This window comes from Romboutsia sp., from assembly GCF_051659545.1.
Taxonomy (GTDB): Bacteria; Bacillota; Clostridia; order Peptostreptococcales; family Peptostreptococcaceae; genus JBOFOR01.
On sequence record NZ_JBOFOR010000043.1, the window covers coordinates 1 to 19,037 of the forward strand.

The window sequence follows — 19,037 nt, forward strand, 5'->3', positions numbered from 1 at the left end:
TCTATTTCTGATGCTTTATCCAAGTTGTTCATTAATAAATTTCTCCAATTATGATAATATATTTATCTATATAATACCAGTATTTTTACTGAAACAAAATATATTATAAAAAGTGACAATATTTAATGGAACATATATAGTTTCTTTATTTTTGAAATACTAGTTCCAATTTCATCTATATCTGTAAATGAATCATATAACCCAGCTACTGATAAAGATGTTATTTCTGATTTTACTTTTCTTCCTTCTCTATTTATACTTTCAATAAATTTATTTTTCTTATCCGTTTCATTGAAAAAGTTTAATATATTTTTATTAAATTCATCTATTATATTTTCACATAACAATTTACAATTTTCTAAGTTCCCTTCTACTACAAATATAAAATCATCTCCTCCAATATGTCCTATAAAACTATTGAAAGGAAACATGGATTGACATTGATATTTTAAAAGATGAGATGTATATTTTAACATTTTATCTCCACTTTCAAAACCATAATTATCATTATATGATTTAAAATTATCTAAGTCAAAGTATAGTATACAATGATTAGTCCCCTTTTCTACACAATTTTCCAGTACCTTATCAATTATAAGATTCCCAGGTAAGCCACTTAAAGGATTTAAATTTCTTGCATAGTTTGATTCCAGCATAGTTGTGTAATGAAGTAGTATTTTAACAGTTACTATTCCGTAGTATTTATTGTTTTTTGTTACTACAATATAGTCATACACATTTTCAGTTTCTCTGTTCATGGCGGCTTTGGATACTTGTGTCATTGGAGTATAATAGTCTACAATTAAAGGCTTTGTTTCCATCAATTCGTATATAGGAACTTTAGTAAAAATAGCATTCCCATATAACGTTGAAAAAGTTCCATACAAAGTATGTTTCATTACTAGTCCTTTTGGATATTCTCCATCTACTATACAAATTCCTCTTAAATCACTTTCATCAAATATTTTCTTTATTTCAATACTTTTAGTATTTAAATCAAATGATTTATCCAGCCTTGCTATTTCCCCTATATAATAGTCTTCTACTCTTATGATTCGATTATTTTTTAACTTATTATACTTTTCTATTTTTTCTTTTACTTTATCATTTAGTTCTTGAAATTTTCTGTCTGGTCTACCTAAAAAATACCCTTGCCCATGACAAACACCTAAATTTATTAGTGTTAATAATTCTGCCTCTGTTTCTATTCCTTCTGCAATCAATTTCATACTTGTAGATATTGATAACTTTACGAAAGCTTCTATCAACGCTTGTTTGAAGGTGTCTTTATCTATATCTCGAATTATATCCATATCTATTTTTACATAATTAGGCTTTGTTTCAGTTATAGTTTTTAAACCTGAGTATCCTGCTCCAGTATCATCTATAGCTATTTTGAAACCTTGGTCTGTATAATTTTCTAAAGCCTTTTTGAAATTTGCATAATCTCCGATTGAGGTTTTTTCTGTTATTTCAAATATGATATGTTCGCAAGACATATTATTCTTTTCTATAAACTCTTTCGTTACCCCTCTTTTAAAGTTTTCATCTCTAAATATATGTGGGTCAACGTTTATAAATAAAAACTTATTTTCAGGTATAATATTTGCACCTTGAATTGCCTTTATTCTGCATAGTGATTCTAATTCCCAAGTTTTATTATATTTTCTAGCAGTTTCAAATAACTTGTCAGGATACTGTAGCACTGAACCTTCAGGTCCTCTAGCTAAAGCCTCATATCCTATAATTTCACATTGTATAATTGACACTATCGGTTGATAAACTATATTGATAGCTTCTTTCTCTAGAATACGATCTAATTCTTTTAAATATAAATCAGCTTCCTTTCCTATCACTACTTCCATCATATTCCCCCATCAAATCATATTTTTACTATATACCTTATAATATATGAAATGTATACACAATATATTAAATATGTGTTAAAAAACATATACTTTAATGCACTTTATAGCTTAACATTTCATATAATATCTAGTTGATAATTTTATTTTTTTTTCAAAAAAAAATAATACTTTATCAAAAACTACTCTTGATTTTGCTTTTGATAAAGGTTATAATTAATCAACAGGCTTAATTAAATGAGTTTGGATTTTTTAATTATACGGAGGTTTTTTCTGATGAAGAACGGAATAGTAAAATGGTTTAACGGTGAAAAAGGATTTGGATTTATATCTGTAGATGGTGGAGATGACGTATTCGTACATTTCTCAGCTATACAAGGTGATGGATACAAAACTTTACAAGAGGGCGAAAAAGTTAGCTTCGAAATAACTGATGGAGCTAGAGGACCTCAAGCTGCTAATGTAAATAGAATATAATTTATTTTAATATAGATATATTTTTATTTCAAAGCAAGGAGCCTCCTGGCTCCTTTTTACATTACCAGGAAATCTTTTTTTTAACAATTACTATATACTTATTACATATAAAAATTATTTACAACTTCTATATAATCCGTATATATACTATTATCTTTCTCAACGGGTCTAATTATCTTTATGCAAAAAACATAGAGATTAACTCTATGCTTTTTGTGTTCTTACTATATTTCTTTTCATTTCTTTTGGTAGTACATTCCATATGTATACTGCTAATCCAAAATCTAACATGCTATGTATTGCTGTTCCAATACCTACTAAACCTACTACAGCACCCAAAAACCCTTTATCATAATATCCTTCTGACAATGATGTTCCAAAATAAAACGGCATTACCACTAAAACTTCACATATTCCATGTATTATACCTATCATTGAAGAAAAAACTAGTGAGGATTTTATACTCTTAATCTTATTTTTGTTTCCTTTAAGATAAAATGCACCTATAGAAACAAATACTACATGGCTTAATGCTCTTAATACTACAACTATAGGGAATCCTCCCATAAAAAATCCTACAGTCGTTCCTATAGTAACAAACAATGCCGTTCCTGGTGATATAAACATCGCTATAAATATAGCTACATGGCTAGCCAGTGTAAATGATGCAGGTTCTAAAATAAATTTTATAGGCGAAAACATGGGTATTATTATGCCTATTGCACATAGTAGTGCTGAAATTATAATTGCTTTTGTACTTAATTTACTGTTCATAAAGTATTCCCCCATATATCTGTACTTACGTCTGTATATACATCTGTAGTTACAGTTTAAGCACTTATAATATTTTTGTCAATATAAATCAAAATAACTAAGATGATTTTTCTTAGTTATTTTGATTTAATAAATTTACATTAGTATAATAATATCCTTTTAGCTTCATTAACTCTTTATGATTTCCCATTTCTTTTATTTTTCCATCTTCTATTACTATTATATTATCGCAATTTTTTATAGTACTTAGTCTATGTGCAATTATAAACGTAGTTTTTTCTTTCATTAATTCCATCATAGTTTCTTGAACTTTAAGTTCTGTTTTTGTATCTACACTACTAGTAGCTTCATCAAGTATTAAAATATTACTTTCCTTTAATATACATCTCGCAATTGTTAGTAGTTGTTTTTGACCTTGACTAAGATTTTGTCCGCTTTCATTTACTATAGTATCGTATCCATCTTCAAGTTTAGTAATAAAATTGTGTGCACCTACTCTTTTACAGGCATTTACGATTTCTTCATCTGTAGTATTTGAATTTCCGTATCTAAGATTTTCTTTTATGCTTTCCCTAAATAAGTAAGAGTCTTGAAGAACTACTCCAAAGCTATTTCTATAACTATCTCTACAGTAATTTCTTATATCAATACCATCTATTTTTATTGTTCCTTCATTAATATCATAAAACCTGCTAATCAAGTTAACCATAGTAGTTTTTCCACAACCAGTTTCTCCTATAATTGCATTTGAAGTATTTGCTTTTATCTTTAAATTAACATCTTTTATGATATATTTATTTGCCTTGTAACCAAAGCTAACATTTTCAAATACTAAGTCATTATTTATTTTTTTAAATAACTTATAGTTACTTTTATTTTCTTTTTCTTCTTCACTATCTAGTACTTCAAAAACTCTTTCACATCCAGCAACTGCACTTTGTAAATTATTGAATAGATTTGCTAAATCATTCAAAGGCCTCGTAAAGCTTTTTGAATAGCTTAAAAAAGTAGCTATTGCTCCTACTGTTATAAGGTTATTTATAGCTAATATTGCCCCAACTACAGATATTAATCCAAAAGCAGTATTATTTATAACATTCATCATAGGCATTAATAAAGAAGAATAAATTTGTCCTTTAATACTTACCTTCAACATATTTTTATTTAATGATTTAAAAGTACCTACAGATTTTTCTTCATAATTAAAAGTTTTAATAATATTTATTCCACTAATCATTTCCTCTATATGTCCATTTAACGCTCCCAATCTAATTTGCTGTTCTCTAAACAATACCTTAGTTTTATTTGTAATAATTTTAGTTAAAAACATGACTAATGGTACTGTTACCATTGTGCATAAAGTAAGAATTGGACTTAAAATAAACATTACTACAATAGTAGATACTAAAATAAAAATACCTGATATAAGACTTGTTATTGAATCCGATATTCCACTACTTATATTTTCTATATCATTACTTATTCTACTCATAATATCTCCATTGCTATTTCTATCAAAAAATTCTATTGGAAGATTTTGCAACTTTATAAATACTGTTTTCCTCATTTCTTTTACTACTCTTTGGCTCATTCCAAATATTATAAAATTCTCTATAAAAATAATTACTCCATCTATTAAGTAAGAAAAAATTAAGCATGATAGTATTACAATGAATAACTTATCTTTTTTTAAACTAATTAAATCTATACCTTTCCCTATTAAGTAAGGAGCTACTATAACTAAAATACAGTCTATTATTATTAATAATAGTAATAGATAAATTACTTTTTTCTCATTTTTAAAGTAACTCCATAGTCTTAGCATAGACTTTTTAAAATCTTTTGGTTTTGCTTTTTGTGTGAATCTATTTTTTTTAGAGTATTTCACTATATCATCTCCCCACTTATCTGAGATCTAAATATATCTTGGTATATTTGACAATTTTGAATTAACTCTTTATGTTTTCCTTCTCCTACTATTTTACCTTCATCTAATACATATATTTTTTCACAATCTATTACTGACGAAATTCTTTGAGTAATTATAATATAGCTTAAGGCAGATAGTTTGTTTTTTAGATTTTGCTTTATTTCCCATTCTGTACTTAAATCTAATGAGCTCGTTGCATCATCAAGAATTAGTACTTGTGGTTTTTTTAGAAGTGCTCTAGCAATTGATATTCGTTGTTTTTGACCACCTGACAAATTCATTCCACCTTGACCCAATTTAGCATTATACCCCTCATCTAATAGATTTATAAACTCATGTGCTTTAGCTATCTTTGAATAATATATTATTTCTTCTATAGTAGCTTTTTCATTGCCCAATTTTATATTATCTATTATACTCCCTGTAAACAAAGTATTATTTTGAGGTACTATAGATATGCTATCTCTTATACTTCTATCATCTATTTGACTTATATCTTTATTATTTATAGTTATTTTACCTCCATCTATTTTGTAAAACTTAAGTATTAAATTTACTACAGTTGTCTTTCCACTACCAGTTGAACCAATTATGCCTATAGATTCACCTTTATTTATTTCTAAATTTATATTTTTCAAAACTGGATTTAATTTAATCTTATTATAAGAAAAGTGTACATTTTCTAATTTAATATTTTCTATTTTATCAATCGTATCTAAAGTATGGTTATTATATTCATTGTCTTCCTTGAGTATCTCAGACACTCTTTCGTAAGAAGCTTTAGCTCTTATAAATACATTGAATATATGAGATATCATAATAAGAGACGATAAAATTCTAGTCATATAATTTATATATGCCACTATTACACCAATTTTAATTCCATATTTATTGATACTTCCTAAGTATAATACTATTACTATTCCTATATTCATTATAAGAGTTATTAATGGAGTAAATATTGACATAAATCTCATTGCATTAGTTGTTGTTTTATACAAATCTTCACTTACGTTACTAAATTTATTTAATTCATATTCATATTTATTAAAAATTTTTACTACTCTTACTCCACTTAAATATTCTCTTACCATTGAATTTAAATTATCTAAGCTTTTTTGAACTTTCTTGAATAGTGGGTATCCTATTCTAAAATTTACAGCTATCATTATAAATGCTCCTGCTATTATAAAAAAAAGAACTACTGATAATCTTAGATTTAATTTAATTGCCATTATAAGACTTCCAATACAAAGTATTGGTGCCTTAATGAATACTCTCATAGTTCCATTTATAAAATTTTGAAGCTGATTTATGTCATTGGTTATTCTCGTTATAAGTGATGCTTTATTGTATTTATCAATAGTATCAGAAGAAAAATAATTTATTTTTTTAAAAATATCATTTCTTAAATCATAAGAAAAGTTTTGTGATACATTTATAGATATTATGTTTCTAGTCAATGCAAATATAGCCCCCATAAAAGTAACTAAAAGCATTTTAAAACCTTCATTTACAATATAATCCATATTATTTTGCGCTATTCCATTATCTACTATCCTTGACATTATACTAGGTTGTAACAAGTCACATATGGATTCTAATGAAACAAATATTACTGCTATTATAAATAATTTATAATATTTTTTTATATAAACTTTCATACTACACCTCTATTTTTAAAATCTAAGATAAAATTTAAATTCGAAACTAGCTATTATAATTATATGCAAAAAAATAAATCATAGCAATTCTATGATTTATTTTTTACACATTAAGTTGTTTTCTTTCATTAAAAAAATGCTTATATGATATATACGTAGCTATAATACTTGAAATTGATGTTGAAGATAATATCATAAACGTCACCATTATTTGAAACTTTATTGCAAGTAGTGGTGATGCTCCACCTAATATAAGCCCTGTCATCATTCCTGGAAGAGATACTATACCAAGGGTTTTGGCAGAGTCTATTGACGGCATTATCGAGACTTTTATGCTTTCTCTTATTATAGTTTTGGATGCGTTCTTTATATCACTTCCCAGTGATAATTTGACTTCTACTTCACTTCTTCTACTTCTAAAACTTGTATTTAAATTTCTATAGCTAAGTCCTATAGCCACCATAGAATTACTTACTACCATACCAGCTACTGGTATAACTTCATTTGGTACAAATTTTATCGCCCCAGATATTACTAGTACTGTAATAGTAATACTTGTTCCTATAATCAAAGCTATAAAAGATATACCAACTACGTTTTTTATTCCTTCTCCTCTTTTTTTAGTATTTAATGCTCCATTAAATATCATAATTAGTACTAATATTGTTGTAAAAACATAATTTTCTAATCCAAATACAAAATCCAAAATATACCCAACTAATACTAATTGTATTATTGCTCTTAACATGCTTACTACGATTTCTTTTTCTAATTCTAGTTTTTCTTTATACGATATAAAAATTGGTATAACAAGAAGAGCTGAAGCTATTACTAGTGATATTATATCCATTAATTTAGTTCCTCCTCATTTTCTATAATCCCATCTTCAATAGTTATCTTTCTATTAAAAATAGATTTGCTTTGTTCTATATTATGAGTAATCCATATTACAGTAGTTCCACTTTTATTCATATCTTTTATTATTCCTTCTACTATCTTTAAATTATCTTTATCTAGTGCAGATGTTACTTCATCTAAAAGAAGTATTTCTGGCTTATATATTAAATTTCTTATAAGGGCTATTCTCTGCTTTTCTCCTCCCGAAAGTGAATTTACATCTTTATTTATATATGATTCATCTAAATTAAATTTATATAGATACTCTAATATTTTAATTTTATTTACATCTTCTTTCCTTGTTTCAAAAGGATAAGACAGGTTATCATAAACCGTTTCACCAAATAGATATGGTATTTGAACACAATAACTTATTTTTTTTCTAAGCTCTGTTGGATTATATTCTTTATAATTTTTATTTTTAAAAAATAAATCTCCTTGTGAAGGACTAATTAAATCTGAGCATAATTTTAATAAAGTACTTTTCCCACTTCCTGAGGGACCTACAATTGATATGCACTCACCTTCATTAATATCTAAATTAATCCCATTTATTATATTAGTATTGTCGCTAATGTAATGTATATTTTGCAACTTAAGTATAGTCAATTTTTCTACCTCCCCTATAATATTAATTTTTATTTCTTCTTTAGATATTTATTGTATCTTATTGAAATATATAAATGCAAGAAAACTTCAAAGTATTAATATGATATTAAGTAAATTAAATTAAAAACACCCTATCATCTTTAATATAAGAGATAGAGTATTTTACTATTACAAGTAATTTTTTAGCTTTATTTAATTTTTACTAATACTAAATACTAAATTAATGTTCTACAACCTATCTTGATTTTTTATATAAAACATAACCCAATGTTAAAGCTGCAGTACCTAATACTATTACTGAAATTATTTTTCCTTTTGGTAAGTGGTCTTGTAAAACTTTACCTTGTTCCACTACATTTACCCTTAATGCATGTATGTCCATATCTCCACCATGTTCTTTACATGCTCTATTAAAAGTTCCAACAACTTCTACAGTATCTCCCTTTTGATTATATCCTCCATACATCTTTACCTTTGAACCATCTTCTTTTGTCATATATATACCCATTGCATTAGTAGTATCATTAATATTTATCCATGAGTAATCTTTTCTCTCTAATTCTTCACCTATAACTTCTCCCTTTACTATTACTTCTTTCTTATCAAATAATTTACCTTTTTCTATTAAATCATTTAAAGTATAATCTTGAGCATTTATATTTATAGGAAAACTAATTAAGAAACACATCATAGTCCCTAGTAAAATCTTGCTTATCTTTTTACACATAGTTTTTTTATTCCTCCAATTGTAAATCCTATTAGAGCAAATACTGATATAAACTCTAATCTACCTAAATACATTGCTATAATATAGTATATTTTTAGCACTTGTGGCATTGTTATTGATGTAACACCTATTGATAAACCAACATTGCCTGATATAGATGCTGACTCAAAGGCTGAATCTAATAGCGGATATCCGTAATAGCATCCTATTAAGGTTCCACCTAAGAATAATACCATATAGCACACTATTATTATAGAGCTAGATTTTACTACATCACTATCTAATACATGATCTTTTATATGATGGAATTTAAAAACTTTAATTCTCTTTTCTGATCCTAGTTGTCTCTTTAAGTCAGCTATAAGACCTTTGAATACTATTCCTATTCTAAGTGCCTTAAATCCTCCAGCTGTAGAACATGCGCATCCGCCTAATAACATTACTACTATCATAATTACTAAAGAGAAGTCCCCCCACTCTAAGGCAAATTGTCTTGCATATACATTCATAAATCCAGTTGTAGTATGAGCTGATAATAATCCATATATTCCTTTTCTAAAAACTGCTATTGAATCAGAATATATATTTAATTTAGTTAAACCTAATACTAATAGTACCGAGCTTATAAATATTGTAGTAAAGTATGTTTGTATTTCTATATTTTTATAAATTTCTTTTTTATTTCCTTTCCATACTGCATAGTGGAAACCAAAGTTTAAAGAACCAAGCATAAAAAATATTATAGTAACTATCTCATATGAAAAACTATGGTAGTATAACATATTTTGACTCATTGGCCCAAATCCACCTGTACTCCATGCAGATGCAAATATACAGAAGCCATGATATAAAGAGCTTAAAGGACTTAATCCTATAAATATACCATTTATCCAAAATACAAAAGTTCCTACAGCTAGATAAATCAAACTTATATACCATATTATTCTAGTTGTATGTCTAGCATTTGGAACTAATTCTATATCTTTACCCTCTCCAACGTACATTTTATATGCACCTTGCATTTTATTCGTTAAGAATGTAAGTGCAAGTACAACCATACCCTGACCACCTACAAAAGTTAACATATGTCTCCATACATTAAGACTAATACTGGCATGGTCTAAATCTTGTAATAAAAATACACCTGTAGTTGTAAATCCACTCATTACATCAAAACATGCATCTATAAATGATACCATACTTCCGCTTAAGTAATATGGTATGGCACATAATACCATTAATATTATCCAAGACAATGATGCAATTACTAATCCATGCCTCCACTCTACGTATATTTTTTCTTTATTTGCATTTCCTAATATCATTAGTACAAATCCTGTTATTAGAGATATACTTAAACTTATAGTGAAATCTAAAAGTGGTTCAAATTCTTTTAGAGATAATGCTATTAATATAGGTATTATCATAAGAAGCCCAGTCCCTACGACTATATATCCAGTGTAGTAGCTTATTACCTTTAAATCATTTATATTTCTCTTCCCTTGTTTCATTATATCTCCCTCTTATATTACTTTAGTTATAATTAATAAAAGTGCTACTAGTATCCCCATATACGATATTTCCTTAGCAACACCTAAACATATATCCTTTAATTTTAACATTACTCCACCTCATTTTTTAATTTTAGTGCTTAAATAAAAATTTTTCTAATACTGACTTGGCATTTTCACCTTCACTGGTCATGTTACTACTATCTGTAACTAACACTACCTTGTCACTTTCTTTTATCATAGTATCCCCCTTAGGATATATAACTTGTGAATCCCTAAATACAGATACAATGACACTATTCTTTGGCATATTAATGTCTTTTATATATTTGTTAACCCAAGAAATTTTCTTATCTATTTCTACTTCCACTAAAACCATTTCTCCTCTTTCAAAGGTTTGTATTATTTTTATTTGCTCACTTTCACATTCCCAATCGATTAAATTTGTTATTACTTGAGTGCTACAAACAGTACTGTCTACACCTAATGTTTTGAATACAGTTTGATTTTTAGGGTTATTTACCCTAGCTATTGTATGCTGAATATTAAAATTAGTTTTAGCAACTTGACAAATTACTAGATTTTCTTCATCTTTACCCGTTACTGCTGCTACTACATCTGCTATATCTATATCAGCATCTTTTAATACATCAATATCTGTACCATCTCCATTTATTATATCGATATCCATCTGCTCCGCTATTTTATTACATAAATTTTCATCTTTTTCTATTAATGTAACATGATGTTTTTTTTGCTTTAAAGTTTTTATAAGATAAAAACCTACTTTTCCTCCACCTATAACTATAACTTTCATATATCTCCCTCTTATACTCTAGATTTTAATTCTTCTACCCCAAGTTTAATTGGGTTTACATAGTCAATATTTAACGACTTATATATATGTTCTTTATTTATATCTGACACCTTTGCAATAACTTTTTTTACATTAAATACTTTTGTTGCTACCTGACAAGCGGTTATATTTATACTATCATTTTGAGTTAATGCTAAAAATAAATCTGCATGTTCTATGCCAGCTTCTTTTAATATATCAATATCATATTCTACTCCAATAATTCTAGTAGCATTTAAACCACTTCCTAAAGACTCTAGTCTACTATTATCTCTATCTATTATTACTAAATCATGACCTTGGTCTAAAAATTCCTTTGCAAGTGAGGTTCCAACTCTCCCACATCCAGCTATTATAATATACATAATCTAACTCCACCCTTTTGAATTTTTTCTATATACTTATTTTATAAAAGATCGTATAAAGATTCCATTAAGATATGTTTCTATATATAAAGATGGTATAAAGATTTTGCTAAAATCTTTATACCACCTTTATATAAGCTTTATTATTCATCTATCATCCTATATCCAACTCCTGTTTCTGTTATTATGTATGTAGGTTGAGTTGGATCTTTTTCTATTTTTCTTCTTATACTAGCCATGAATACTCTTAAAGATTGTGTTTCACTTTCAGAACAACTTCCCCAAATTTCATTAGCAATAAAGCTATGAGTTAATACTTTTCCTGAATATTTAGACATTAAAACTAGTAATTTGTATTCTATAGGTGTTAAATGTATCTCTTTTTCATCTATACATACTTTTCTTTTCTCGTAGGATATTTCTAAGTCTCTTAGTTTAAAAGCTTTATCTTCTCTATTTATATTATTTTCTCTAGCTATATTTCTAAAGGCTACTCTTATCCTTGCTAATAGCTCAGATGAACCAAAGGGCTTTGTTAAATAATCATCTGCTCCTTTGTCTAAAGCTTCTACTTTATATCTTTCATGTTCTCTTGCTGAAACTACTATTATTTTTGAATTTGATACATACTTTAGCTTTTCTATAACTTCAAGTCCATCTATATCAGGTAATCCTAAGTCTAGTATTATTACATCAGGCCTCATTGACAATGCCATGGATATTCCTGTATTTCCATATTTAGTTTCTTCACATCTATAGCCTTGAGCTTCTAAAGATATCCTTATAAATTTACCAATAGATTTGTCATCTTCTACTATTAATATCAATGGTTTTATTTCCATATTTACCTCTTTCCTAATTATTTGGTATTCTAAATTCAAAGGTTGCTCCACCATCAGAATTATTATAAGCCTTTATATCTCCACTATGAGCTACTATTATTGACTTGCATATTGCCAATCCTAATCCTATACCTCTTTGTTCTAGGTTTTTTCCATCTGATTTTGTATAGAATCTTTCAAATATATTTTCTATCCCTGTTTCTGGTATACCATTCCCATTATCAGAAACCTTAAAAATAGTATTTTTTTTATTTTTTTCTATTGTTATATAGATTTCGCTACCTTCTGGAGTGTGCCTTATAGCGTTATCTATTAAGTTGACTAATACTTGTATTATTAATAATCCATCCACATTTATTACTATTATTTCTTCTGGAAGCGATACTTTTAAAGTCCTATCACTTCTAAGGTGGCTTGTTCTTTTTAGAGCATCTGATATTATCTCTTCTGCTACTTCCATATTTTTTTTAATTTCTAATCTGCCTTCATCCATTTTGGTTACACTCAGTACATTTTCTACAGATCGAGTAAGCCACTTAGAGTCATCGTATATATTATTCAATAATTCCTTTTTTACATTATCATCTAATTTATCGTAATTTTCTAAAATAGTTGACGTTGAACCCATTATACTAGCTAAAGGAGTTCTTAAATCGTGAGATATTGATCTAAGTAAATTCCCCCTAGTTCTTTCTCTATTTGCTTGTATGCTATTAATTTTATTTTTTTCATATAGGTCTTCTTTTTCTATAGCTAGTGCAACTTGAGCTATAATAGATTTAAGGATTATTTTTTCATTTTCTAATATAGAGTCTTTTGTAATTACTTCTATACATATTACACCTAGAATACTCTTTTTACCACAAATTGGATAGTAGTACATACTTTTCTCACTATCAATTTTTATAATTTGTTTTTCTGATTTTTCTAAATGTAAGTACTCCTTTAAAACGCTTAGTTCTATTTTTGATTCAAGCATATGTGCTAATTCTTTTTTCTTATTGTATTCATACTCTATCGGTCCTAGATTCTCATTTTTAACTTGTATGAAAATATTTCTACTGAGCATTTCCCCTAAGCTATCAGCACAACATTTTATTATTTCTTGTCTGCTTTTTGCTTTTAATAGTTTTTTATTATTTTCATATAAGACCCTCATTCTTTGCTCTTTTACTAAGTATTCCTGAGCTTCTTTTTTAACTTTTGATGTTGATGTACTAGTTAATAATGTTGCAATTAACATTATTAAAATAGTCACTATATAATCTGGATCTTCAATAAAAAAAGTATAATATGGCTTTGTAAAAAAGAAATTAAAACAAAGTACACCTATTATAGAAGAAGTAATTCCATAAATATATCCATCTGTAAATTTTGAAATAAACATTATTCCTACTGTGAAAACTAATATTATATTAGATTCCTTAAGCCCTATTCTATCAAATATTAATGATATTAATATTAAAATAAGCAGAATGCCAACTGTCTTTATAGTATTTTTTTTAATATTCACTCTAGTCCCCCCTATGTTACCGTATCACTCTATTATAATTATTTTATGTTTTTGAGTCTATATATTTATTTTATAAAATTAATCATTTAAATTTCTGATTTTTACGTAAAAATTAGCTTCGCTCATATCACCAAATACTCTACTCGTTGCGTAAAAAAAGAATCTTCTATAAAATTATAATATAGAAGATCCTTTATATTTCTATCTTAATTCTTTTCTTACCCAGTTGTTTATGTCTGAAATTACTTTATCTCTATCAAATTCATTTAATATCTCATGGTACATATCTTTATAAATTTTAATTTTCTTATATTTAGATCCTATATTTTCAAACAATATAATTGAATCTTCTTGATAAACTATTTTATCATCTTTTCCATGCAATATTAACACTGGATATTTAAAATCATCAATGTTTTCTTGTATAAATTTAATAGCTTTGTTACACTCAATAAACATACTTCCGCTTATTTTGTGTGCTACTAATGGATCATTATCATAGCTTTCTACAACTTCTTTATTTGTACAAATCAAGTGGGATAGTCCATTATCTACCATTTCATCCATTCCCAAGTTAATATTAGCTTCCATTAATCCAGCTTTATCTGCAGTAACTCCTGCTGATAAGATTATTCCATCTACCTTATTTTGATATTTTATACCAAATAAAGTAGCTATCATTCCTCCCATGCTATGTCCTATTATAAATATTTGTTTACCTTCATTTTCTCTTTTTATAAGTTCTACTATTTCATCTACATCACTTGAAAACTTATTGTAATCATCTATGTAGATTGTTTTTCCTCCTGATTTTCCATGACCTCTATTGTCGAATCTGTATACGCTATATTTGTAGCTATTTAATTTAGAAACCACGTAGTCATATCTACCTAAATGCTCTGCTAATCCATGTACAATTAAAATAACTGCTTTTGCATTATCTACTAAATCTCTTTCTACATTTAAATTTATATTATCTTTAGTTGTGTATACTTGTTCTTCACTTAAAATCATAAAGGACCTCCCTATTTATATTTTAGAACTAGCACTTATTAAATAATTCTATTTATATGCAAATAATCCTTTATATAAAAGAAATTTAGTTTTGTAAATAAAATTATGTCATTTTTTATCGCTAAGTATAATGACATTAACTACATTATAGTAGCTTATCATTTTTTAACCATATATTGTAATTTATTTAAGCATAAAAAAATATGAGATATTATCTCATATTTTTTAATGATATTCTCTATCTATAGTTATTACGCAGTTGTATTCTGGATGAACATCTTTTATGCATTTTTCTATATTTTCTTTTAAATCTTCCTCAGACATAATCTTTGTAAGTTTTTCATTATCTACAACAACATCAAATATTAAATTCTTATGTTCTCCGTGACCTATTATTCTAAAGTCATGCATAGATTTTATTACTGGATTATATTTAATTATTTTTTCTACTTCTTCTCTTGCAGTTGCAATTTCCTCATTTTCAATACAAATTGGATCCATATGAATTACTAAATGAATTTTTAACTTTTCAGAAATTTCTCTTTCTGCTGTATCTATAATATCATGTATAGTCATTATATCTATATCTGCAGGAATTTCAGCATGTATAGATGCTATACATTTTCCAACACCATAATTATGTATTATTAAATCATGTACTCCATTTACATTTTCATAAGATAATACACCTTGATTTATAGCTTTGACTAGTTCTGGATCTGGAGCCTCTCCAAGTAATGGACTTATTGTCTCTTTTACTAGAGAATATCCTGCATAAAGTATTGCAAGTGATACTACAATTCCTACATACCCATCAATTGGAAGATTAGTGAATTTTGCTGCAAAAAACGATATTACCACACAACTTGAAGTAAATACATCTCCTAAAGCATCTAATGCTGCTGCCTTTAAAGCTGATGAATCTATTTTTTCTCCTACGTATTTATTAAATCTACTCAACCATGCTTTAACCAGTATTGATGCAATTAAAAGTATTAATGGGATAATTTCAAATTTAATTGGTACAGGATTTAAAATTCTTTCAATTGATGATTTTATAAATTGAACTCCAACAATCATTACCATAAAAGCCACTACTAGTGCAGATATATATTCTAATCTGCCATGTCCAAAAGGATGTTCTTTGTCCGGTGGAATACTTGCTAACTTAAATCCTATTATAGTTACTACAGATGATGCCATATCAGAAAGGTTATTGAATGCATCTGCTGTAACAGCAATACTAGATGTTAAAACTCCTACTGATATCTTTACAATGAATAGAAATAAGTTTAAAACTATGCCTACTACTCCTGCTAAATAGCCATATTTATTTCTAACATATTCTTTTTGAATATTTTCTTTGTCCTTAATAAAGGTCTTAACTAAAATTTCAGAAAACATAAATATCTACTCTCCATTCTTAATAAGTATTATTCCGTTCGTATAACTATATATATGTGGGTATTTTTTCATTTTAAAAAGGATGCAAATTTGCATCCTTTTACATACTAACATATTTTTTATTTTTCATAAATAGTATATTACGTTTATGTAGCAATTGAATGTCTACTATTTTCTTTTATGCTATTATAATAATTAGCATAAGTTAAGTTCATATATGGGTATAAAACTAAGTATCCTATGCCAAAAGTAAATGCTGCAAGTACTATCCATCCTATAAAACTTAACATAAGAACAAAATAGTTCATCTTATTACCTTTCATAATACTAATACTTTCTTTAATACATTGTATAGCTCCCATACCTTCATTTTCTGCTAAAATAAAGTAAACTTGAGATATCATTAAATTAAATATAACACCAGGAATTATAAGTAATACATAACCTAGACTTATTCCTAACCCAACTAATATATTTAATATCATTGCTGGTAAGAATTGTTTAAAGCCTGCGAATATATCTTTTATTTGGAAATTTTGTCCCTTTGTTATTCTTAAACAGTAGTATGACATACCTACAGTCATAATTCCATATAAAATAGAAGATGCATATCTAATTATAATATTGCTTTCTAAATCAAAACTTATCCTAAATATATTAGACACAAGATTATAAAGTAAAAAGGCTAATACTACAGTTGTCCATTTTCCTTTTAGTTGTTCTAACGCCATTTTTTTATATTGCTTAGTGTTCATTATTAAGTTCTCCTTTTTATTATAAATATACTATTACTTTGTATAATTCATTATATCATAAAATGATTTTATATATATTTTTTTGTATATTATTGATATATTATTGATATATTATTGATATATTGATTAAGATGACATATTATAATTTTAAACAGCAAATAATATTTCTATCATTGTTATAAGGAGAAAATTTTAAATATGGATACTATTAATATTAAGAGAAAAGAATTAGAAAATATCTATGGTAAAATAAGCCCTTTTGAATTTAAAAATGCTCTTATCGATCTTGCAACTAAACCAATTCAAAAAAGTACACGTACTTTACTTGATGCGGGAAGAGGAAATCCTAATTGGCTTGCTGCAACCCCTCGTGAAGCATTTTTTACTTTTGGACATTTTGCTATTGAAGAAAGCCGTAGTTCTTGGAATATGGGGCCATTAACTGGTCTGCCTCGAAAATCTGACATAACTACTAGATTTAATTGCTACTTAGCTAACCATTCTGAAATGCCAGGAGTAAATTTATTAAAAGATATTGTAGACTATGGAGTAAGCAAACTTGGATTTAATTCTGATGATTTCATATATGAATTAACTGATGCAATACTTGGAGATAACTATCCCTTCCCAGATAGAATGTTGGTTCATATTGAAAAATTAGTAAAAGAGTATTTGGTTCAAGAAATGAAATACGACACTACAAAAGGTGGAGATTTTAACGTATTTGCTGTAGAAGGTGCTACCGCTGCTATGTGTTATATCTTTGACTCTTTAATTGCAAATAATTTACTTCTAAAGGGAGATAAAATTGCTATAATGACTCCTATATTTACACCATATTTAGAGATTCCACATCTTCCAAGATATGAATTTGAAGTTGAATATATAGTTGCTGATGAAAAAGATAAAAATGGCAAACATACTTGGCAATATTCTGATACCGAGCTTGAAAAGCTATCTGATAAAGATATTAAAGCATTGTTCCTTGTTAACCCGAGCAATCCACCTTCAGTAGCTATTTCTCCTAAATCTACAAGTAAATTAGTTGATATAGTTACAAACGCTAATCCAGATTTAATGATTATTTCTGATGATGTTTATGGTACCTTTGTCCATGGATTTAAATCTTTAATGGCTGAGATTCCTTATAATACCCTAGGTTCTTATTCTTATTCTAAGTACTTTGGTGTTACAGGATGGAGATTAGGGACAATTGCTTTACATGAAAAAAACGTTTTTGATAAGCTTATTTCTCAGCTTCCATACTCTATTAGAAAAAGAACTAATAAAAGATATTCTGATATGAATACTAATCCTTCTAATGTTCCTTTTATAGATAGAATTGTAGCTGATAGCAGGCAAGTTGCTCTTAATCATACAGCAGGACTTTCTACTCCTCAACAAGTACAAATGGCATTTTTCTCTGCCTTTGCCTTAATAGACGATAAGAATTACTATAAAAACTTGACTATAGATATTTGTAATCATCGTCAAAAACTATTATTTAATAGCCTCGGCTTAGATCTTGATAAAAATTCTAATAGTGCTGCTTATTATACTCAATTTGATTTGTTAGAATGGGCTGAATATAATCATGGTAAAGCTTTTTCTGATTACCTTGAAAGTAGTTACAAGCCTGTTGATATACTATTTGACTTAGCAGAAGAATCCTCAATAGTACTACTAAGCGGAGGTGGCTTTGCTGGTCCTGAGTGGTCAATAAGAATTTCTTTAGCAAACCTTTACGATGAAGCTTATTCTGAAATAGGAATCTGCCTAAAGAAAGTATTAGATAGCTATTTTAAAAAATGGACTGAGGAGTTTGATTTATAAT

The 19,037-nt window shown here is 27.3% G+C and carries 17 protein-coding genes; 2 read left to right on the top strand and 15 right to left on the bottom strand.

Translation table 11 applies throughout. The features are described 5' to 3' along the window. Positions 1–122: 122 nt before the first annotated feature. Positions 123–1,865 carry a GGDEF domain-containing protein gene (locus tag ACRC03_RS02425; RefSeq protein WP_438650959.1) on the bottom strand — a complete coding sequence of 581 codons (1,743 nt, stop codon included), beginning with the start codon at positions 1,863–1,865 and terminating at the stop codon, positions 123–125. 276 nt (positions 1,866–2,141) lie between these two features. Here ACRC03_RS02425 and ACRC03_RS02430 point away from each other — a divergent pair, with 276 nt between their 5' ends. Further along, positions 2,142–2,342: a cold-shock protein gene (locus ACRC03_RS02430; RefSeq protein ID WP_438650960.1), complete on the top strand. Its 201-nt coding sequence runs from the start codon at positions 2,142–2,144 to the stop codon at positions 2,340–2,342. 204 nt (positions 2,343–2,546) lie between these two features. Here the strand turns inward: ACRC03_RS02430 and ACRC03_RS02435 are convergent, their stop codons facing one another. The 14 genes from ACRC03_RS02435 to ACRC03_RS02500 form a co-directional block, all read right to left on the bottom strand. Next, positions 2,547–3,116: a hypothetical protein gene (locus tag ACRC03_RS02435; protein WP_438650961.1), complete on the bottom strand. Its 570-nt coding sequence runs from the start codon at positions 3,114–3,116 to the stop codon at positions 2,547–2,549. A 112-nt stretch (positions 3,117–3,228) separates the two neighbouring features. Beyond that, the gene (locus tag ACRC03_RS02440; RefSeq protein WP_438650962.1) at positions 3,229–5,004 is read right to left on the bottom strand and encodes an ABC transporter ATP-binding protein; all 1,776 of its coding nucleotides are present in this window, start codon (positions 5,002–5,004) and stop codon (positions 3,229–3,231) included. After that, positions 5,004–6,710 (bottom strand): ABC transporter ATP-binding protein, encoded by a 1,707-nt coding sequence (locus ACRC03_RS02445; RefSeq protein ID WP_438650963.1) that lies wholly within the window; start codon positions 6,708–6,710, stop codon positions 5,004–5,006. Before ACRC03_RS02445 ends, ACRC03_RS02440 begins: the two co-directional genes overlap by 1 nt. Before the next feature lie 103 nt (positions 6,711–6,813). Continuing rightward, a complete protein-coding gene (locus ACRC03_RS02450) occupies positions 6,814–7,560 on the bottom strand; it encodes an ABC transporter permease (protein WP_438650964.1) in 747 nt (248 codons plus the stop codon). Next, the gene (locus ACRC03_RS02455; protein WP_438650965.1) at positions 7,560–8,216 is read right to left on the bottom strand and encodes an ABC transporter ATP-binding protein; all 657 of its coding nucleotides are present in this window, start codon (positions 8,214–8,216) and stop codon (positions 7,560–7,562) included. The genes ACRC03_RS02450 and ACRC03_RS02455 overlap by 1 nt, the downstream gene beginning before the upstream one ends. A gap of 235 nt (positions 8,217–8,451) precedes the next feature. Next, complete coding sequence (locus ACRC03_RS02460) at positions 8,452–8,943, bottom strand: hypothetical protein (protein ID WP_438650966.1); 492 nt, start codon at positions 8,941–8,943, stop codon at positions 8,452–8,454. After that, on the bottom strand, positions 8,928–10,454 hold the full coding sequence (locus ACRC03_RS02465) for a TrkH family potassium uptake protein (RefSeq protein ID WP_438650967.1): 1,527 nt from the start codon (positions 10,452–10,454) through the stop codon (positions 8,928–8,930). Before ACRC03_RS02465 ends, ACRC03_RS02460 begins: the two co-directional genes overlap by 16 nt. A gap of 133 nt (positions 10,455–10,587) precedes the next feature. Further along, positions 10,588–11,271 (bottom strand): potassium channel family protein, encoded by a 684-nt coding sequence (locus tag ACRC03_RS02470; RefSeq protein WP_438650968.1) that lies wholly within the window; start codon positions 11,269–11,271, stop codon positions 10,588–10,590. Positions 11,272–11,282: 11 nt separating this feature from the next. Then, positions 11,283–11,675, bottom strand: a complete 393-nt coding sequence (locus ACRC03_RS02475; RefSeq protein ID WP_438650969.1) for an NAD-binding protein — start codon at positions 11,673–11,675, stop codon at positions 11,283–11,285. 143 nt (positions 11,676–11,818) lie between these two features. Continuing rightward, on the bottom strand, positions 11,819–12,517 hold the full coding sequence (locus ACRC03_RS02480; RefSeq protein WP_438650970.1) for a response regulator: 699 nt from the start codon (positions 12,515–12,517) through the stop codon (positions 11,819–11,821). Between the two features lie 13 nt (positions 12,518–12,530). Continuing rightward, the gene (locus ACRC03_RS02485; RefSeq protein WP_438650971.1) at positions 12,531–14,030 is read right to left on the bottom strand and encodes a sensor histidine kinase; all 1,500 of its coding nucleotides are present in this window, start codon (positions 14,028–14,030) and stop codon (positions 12,531–12,533) included. Positions 14,031–14,231: 201 nt separating this feature from the next. Continuing rightward, entirely contained in the window at positions 14,232–15,044 is an 813-nt protein-coding gene (locus ACRC03_RS02490) for an alpha/beta hydrolase (RefSeq protein WP_438650972.1), read from the bottom strand. A gap of 225 nt (positions 15,045–15,269) precedes the next feature. Beyond that, on the bottom strand, positions 15,270–16,448 hold the full coding sequence (locus ACRC03_RS02495; protein WP_438650973.1) for a cation diffusion facilitator family transporter: 1,179 nt from the start codon (positions 16,446–16,448) through the stop codon (positions 15,270–15,272). 146 nt (positions 16,449–16,594) lie between these two features. Then, positions 16,595–17,203, bottom strand: a complete 609-nt coding sequence (locus ACRC03_RS02500) for a DUF975 family protein (RefSeq protein ID WP_438650974.1) — start codon at positions 17,201–17,203, stop codon at positions 16,595–16,597. A 198-nt stretch (positions 17,204–17,401) separates the two neighbouring features. Here ACRC03_RS02500 and aspD point away from each other — a divergent pair, with 198 nt between their 5' ends. Further along, positions 17,402–19,036, top strand: coding sequence for an aspartate 4-decarboxylase (gene aspD, locus ACRC03_RS02505; RefSeq protein ID WP_438650975.1), 1,635 nt, complete (start codon positions 17,402–17,404; stop codon positions 19,034–19,036). The last annotated feature ends 1 nt before the right edge of the window (position 19,037 follow it).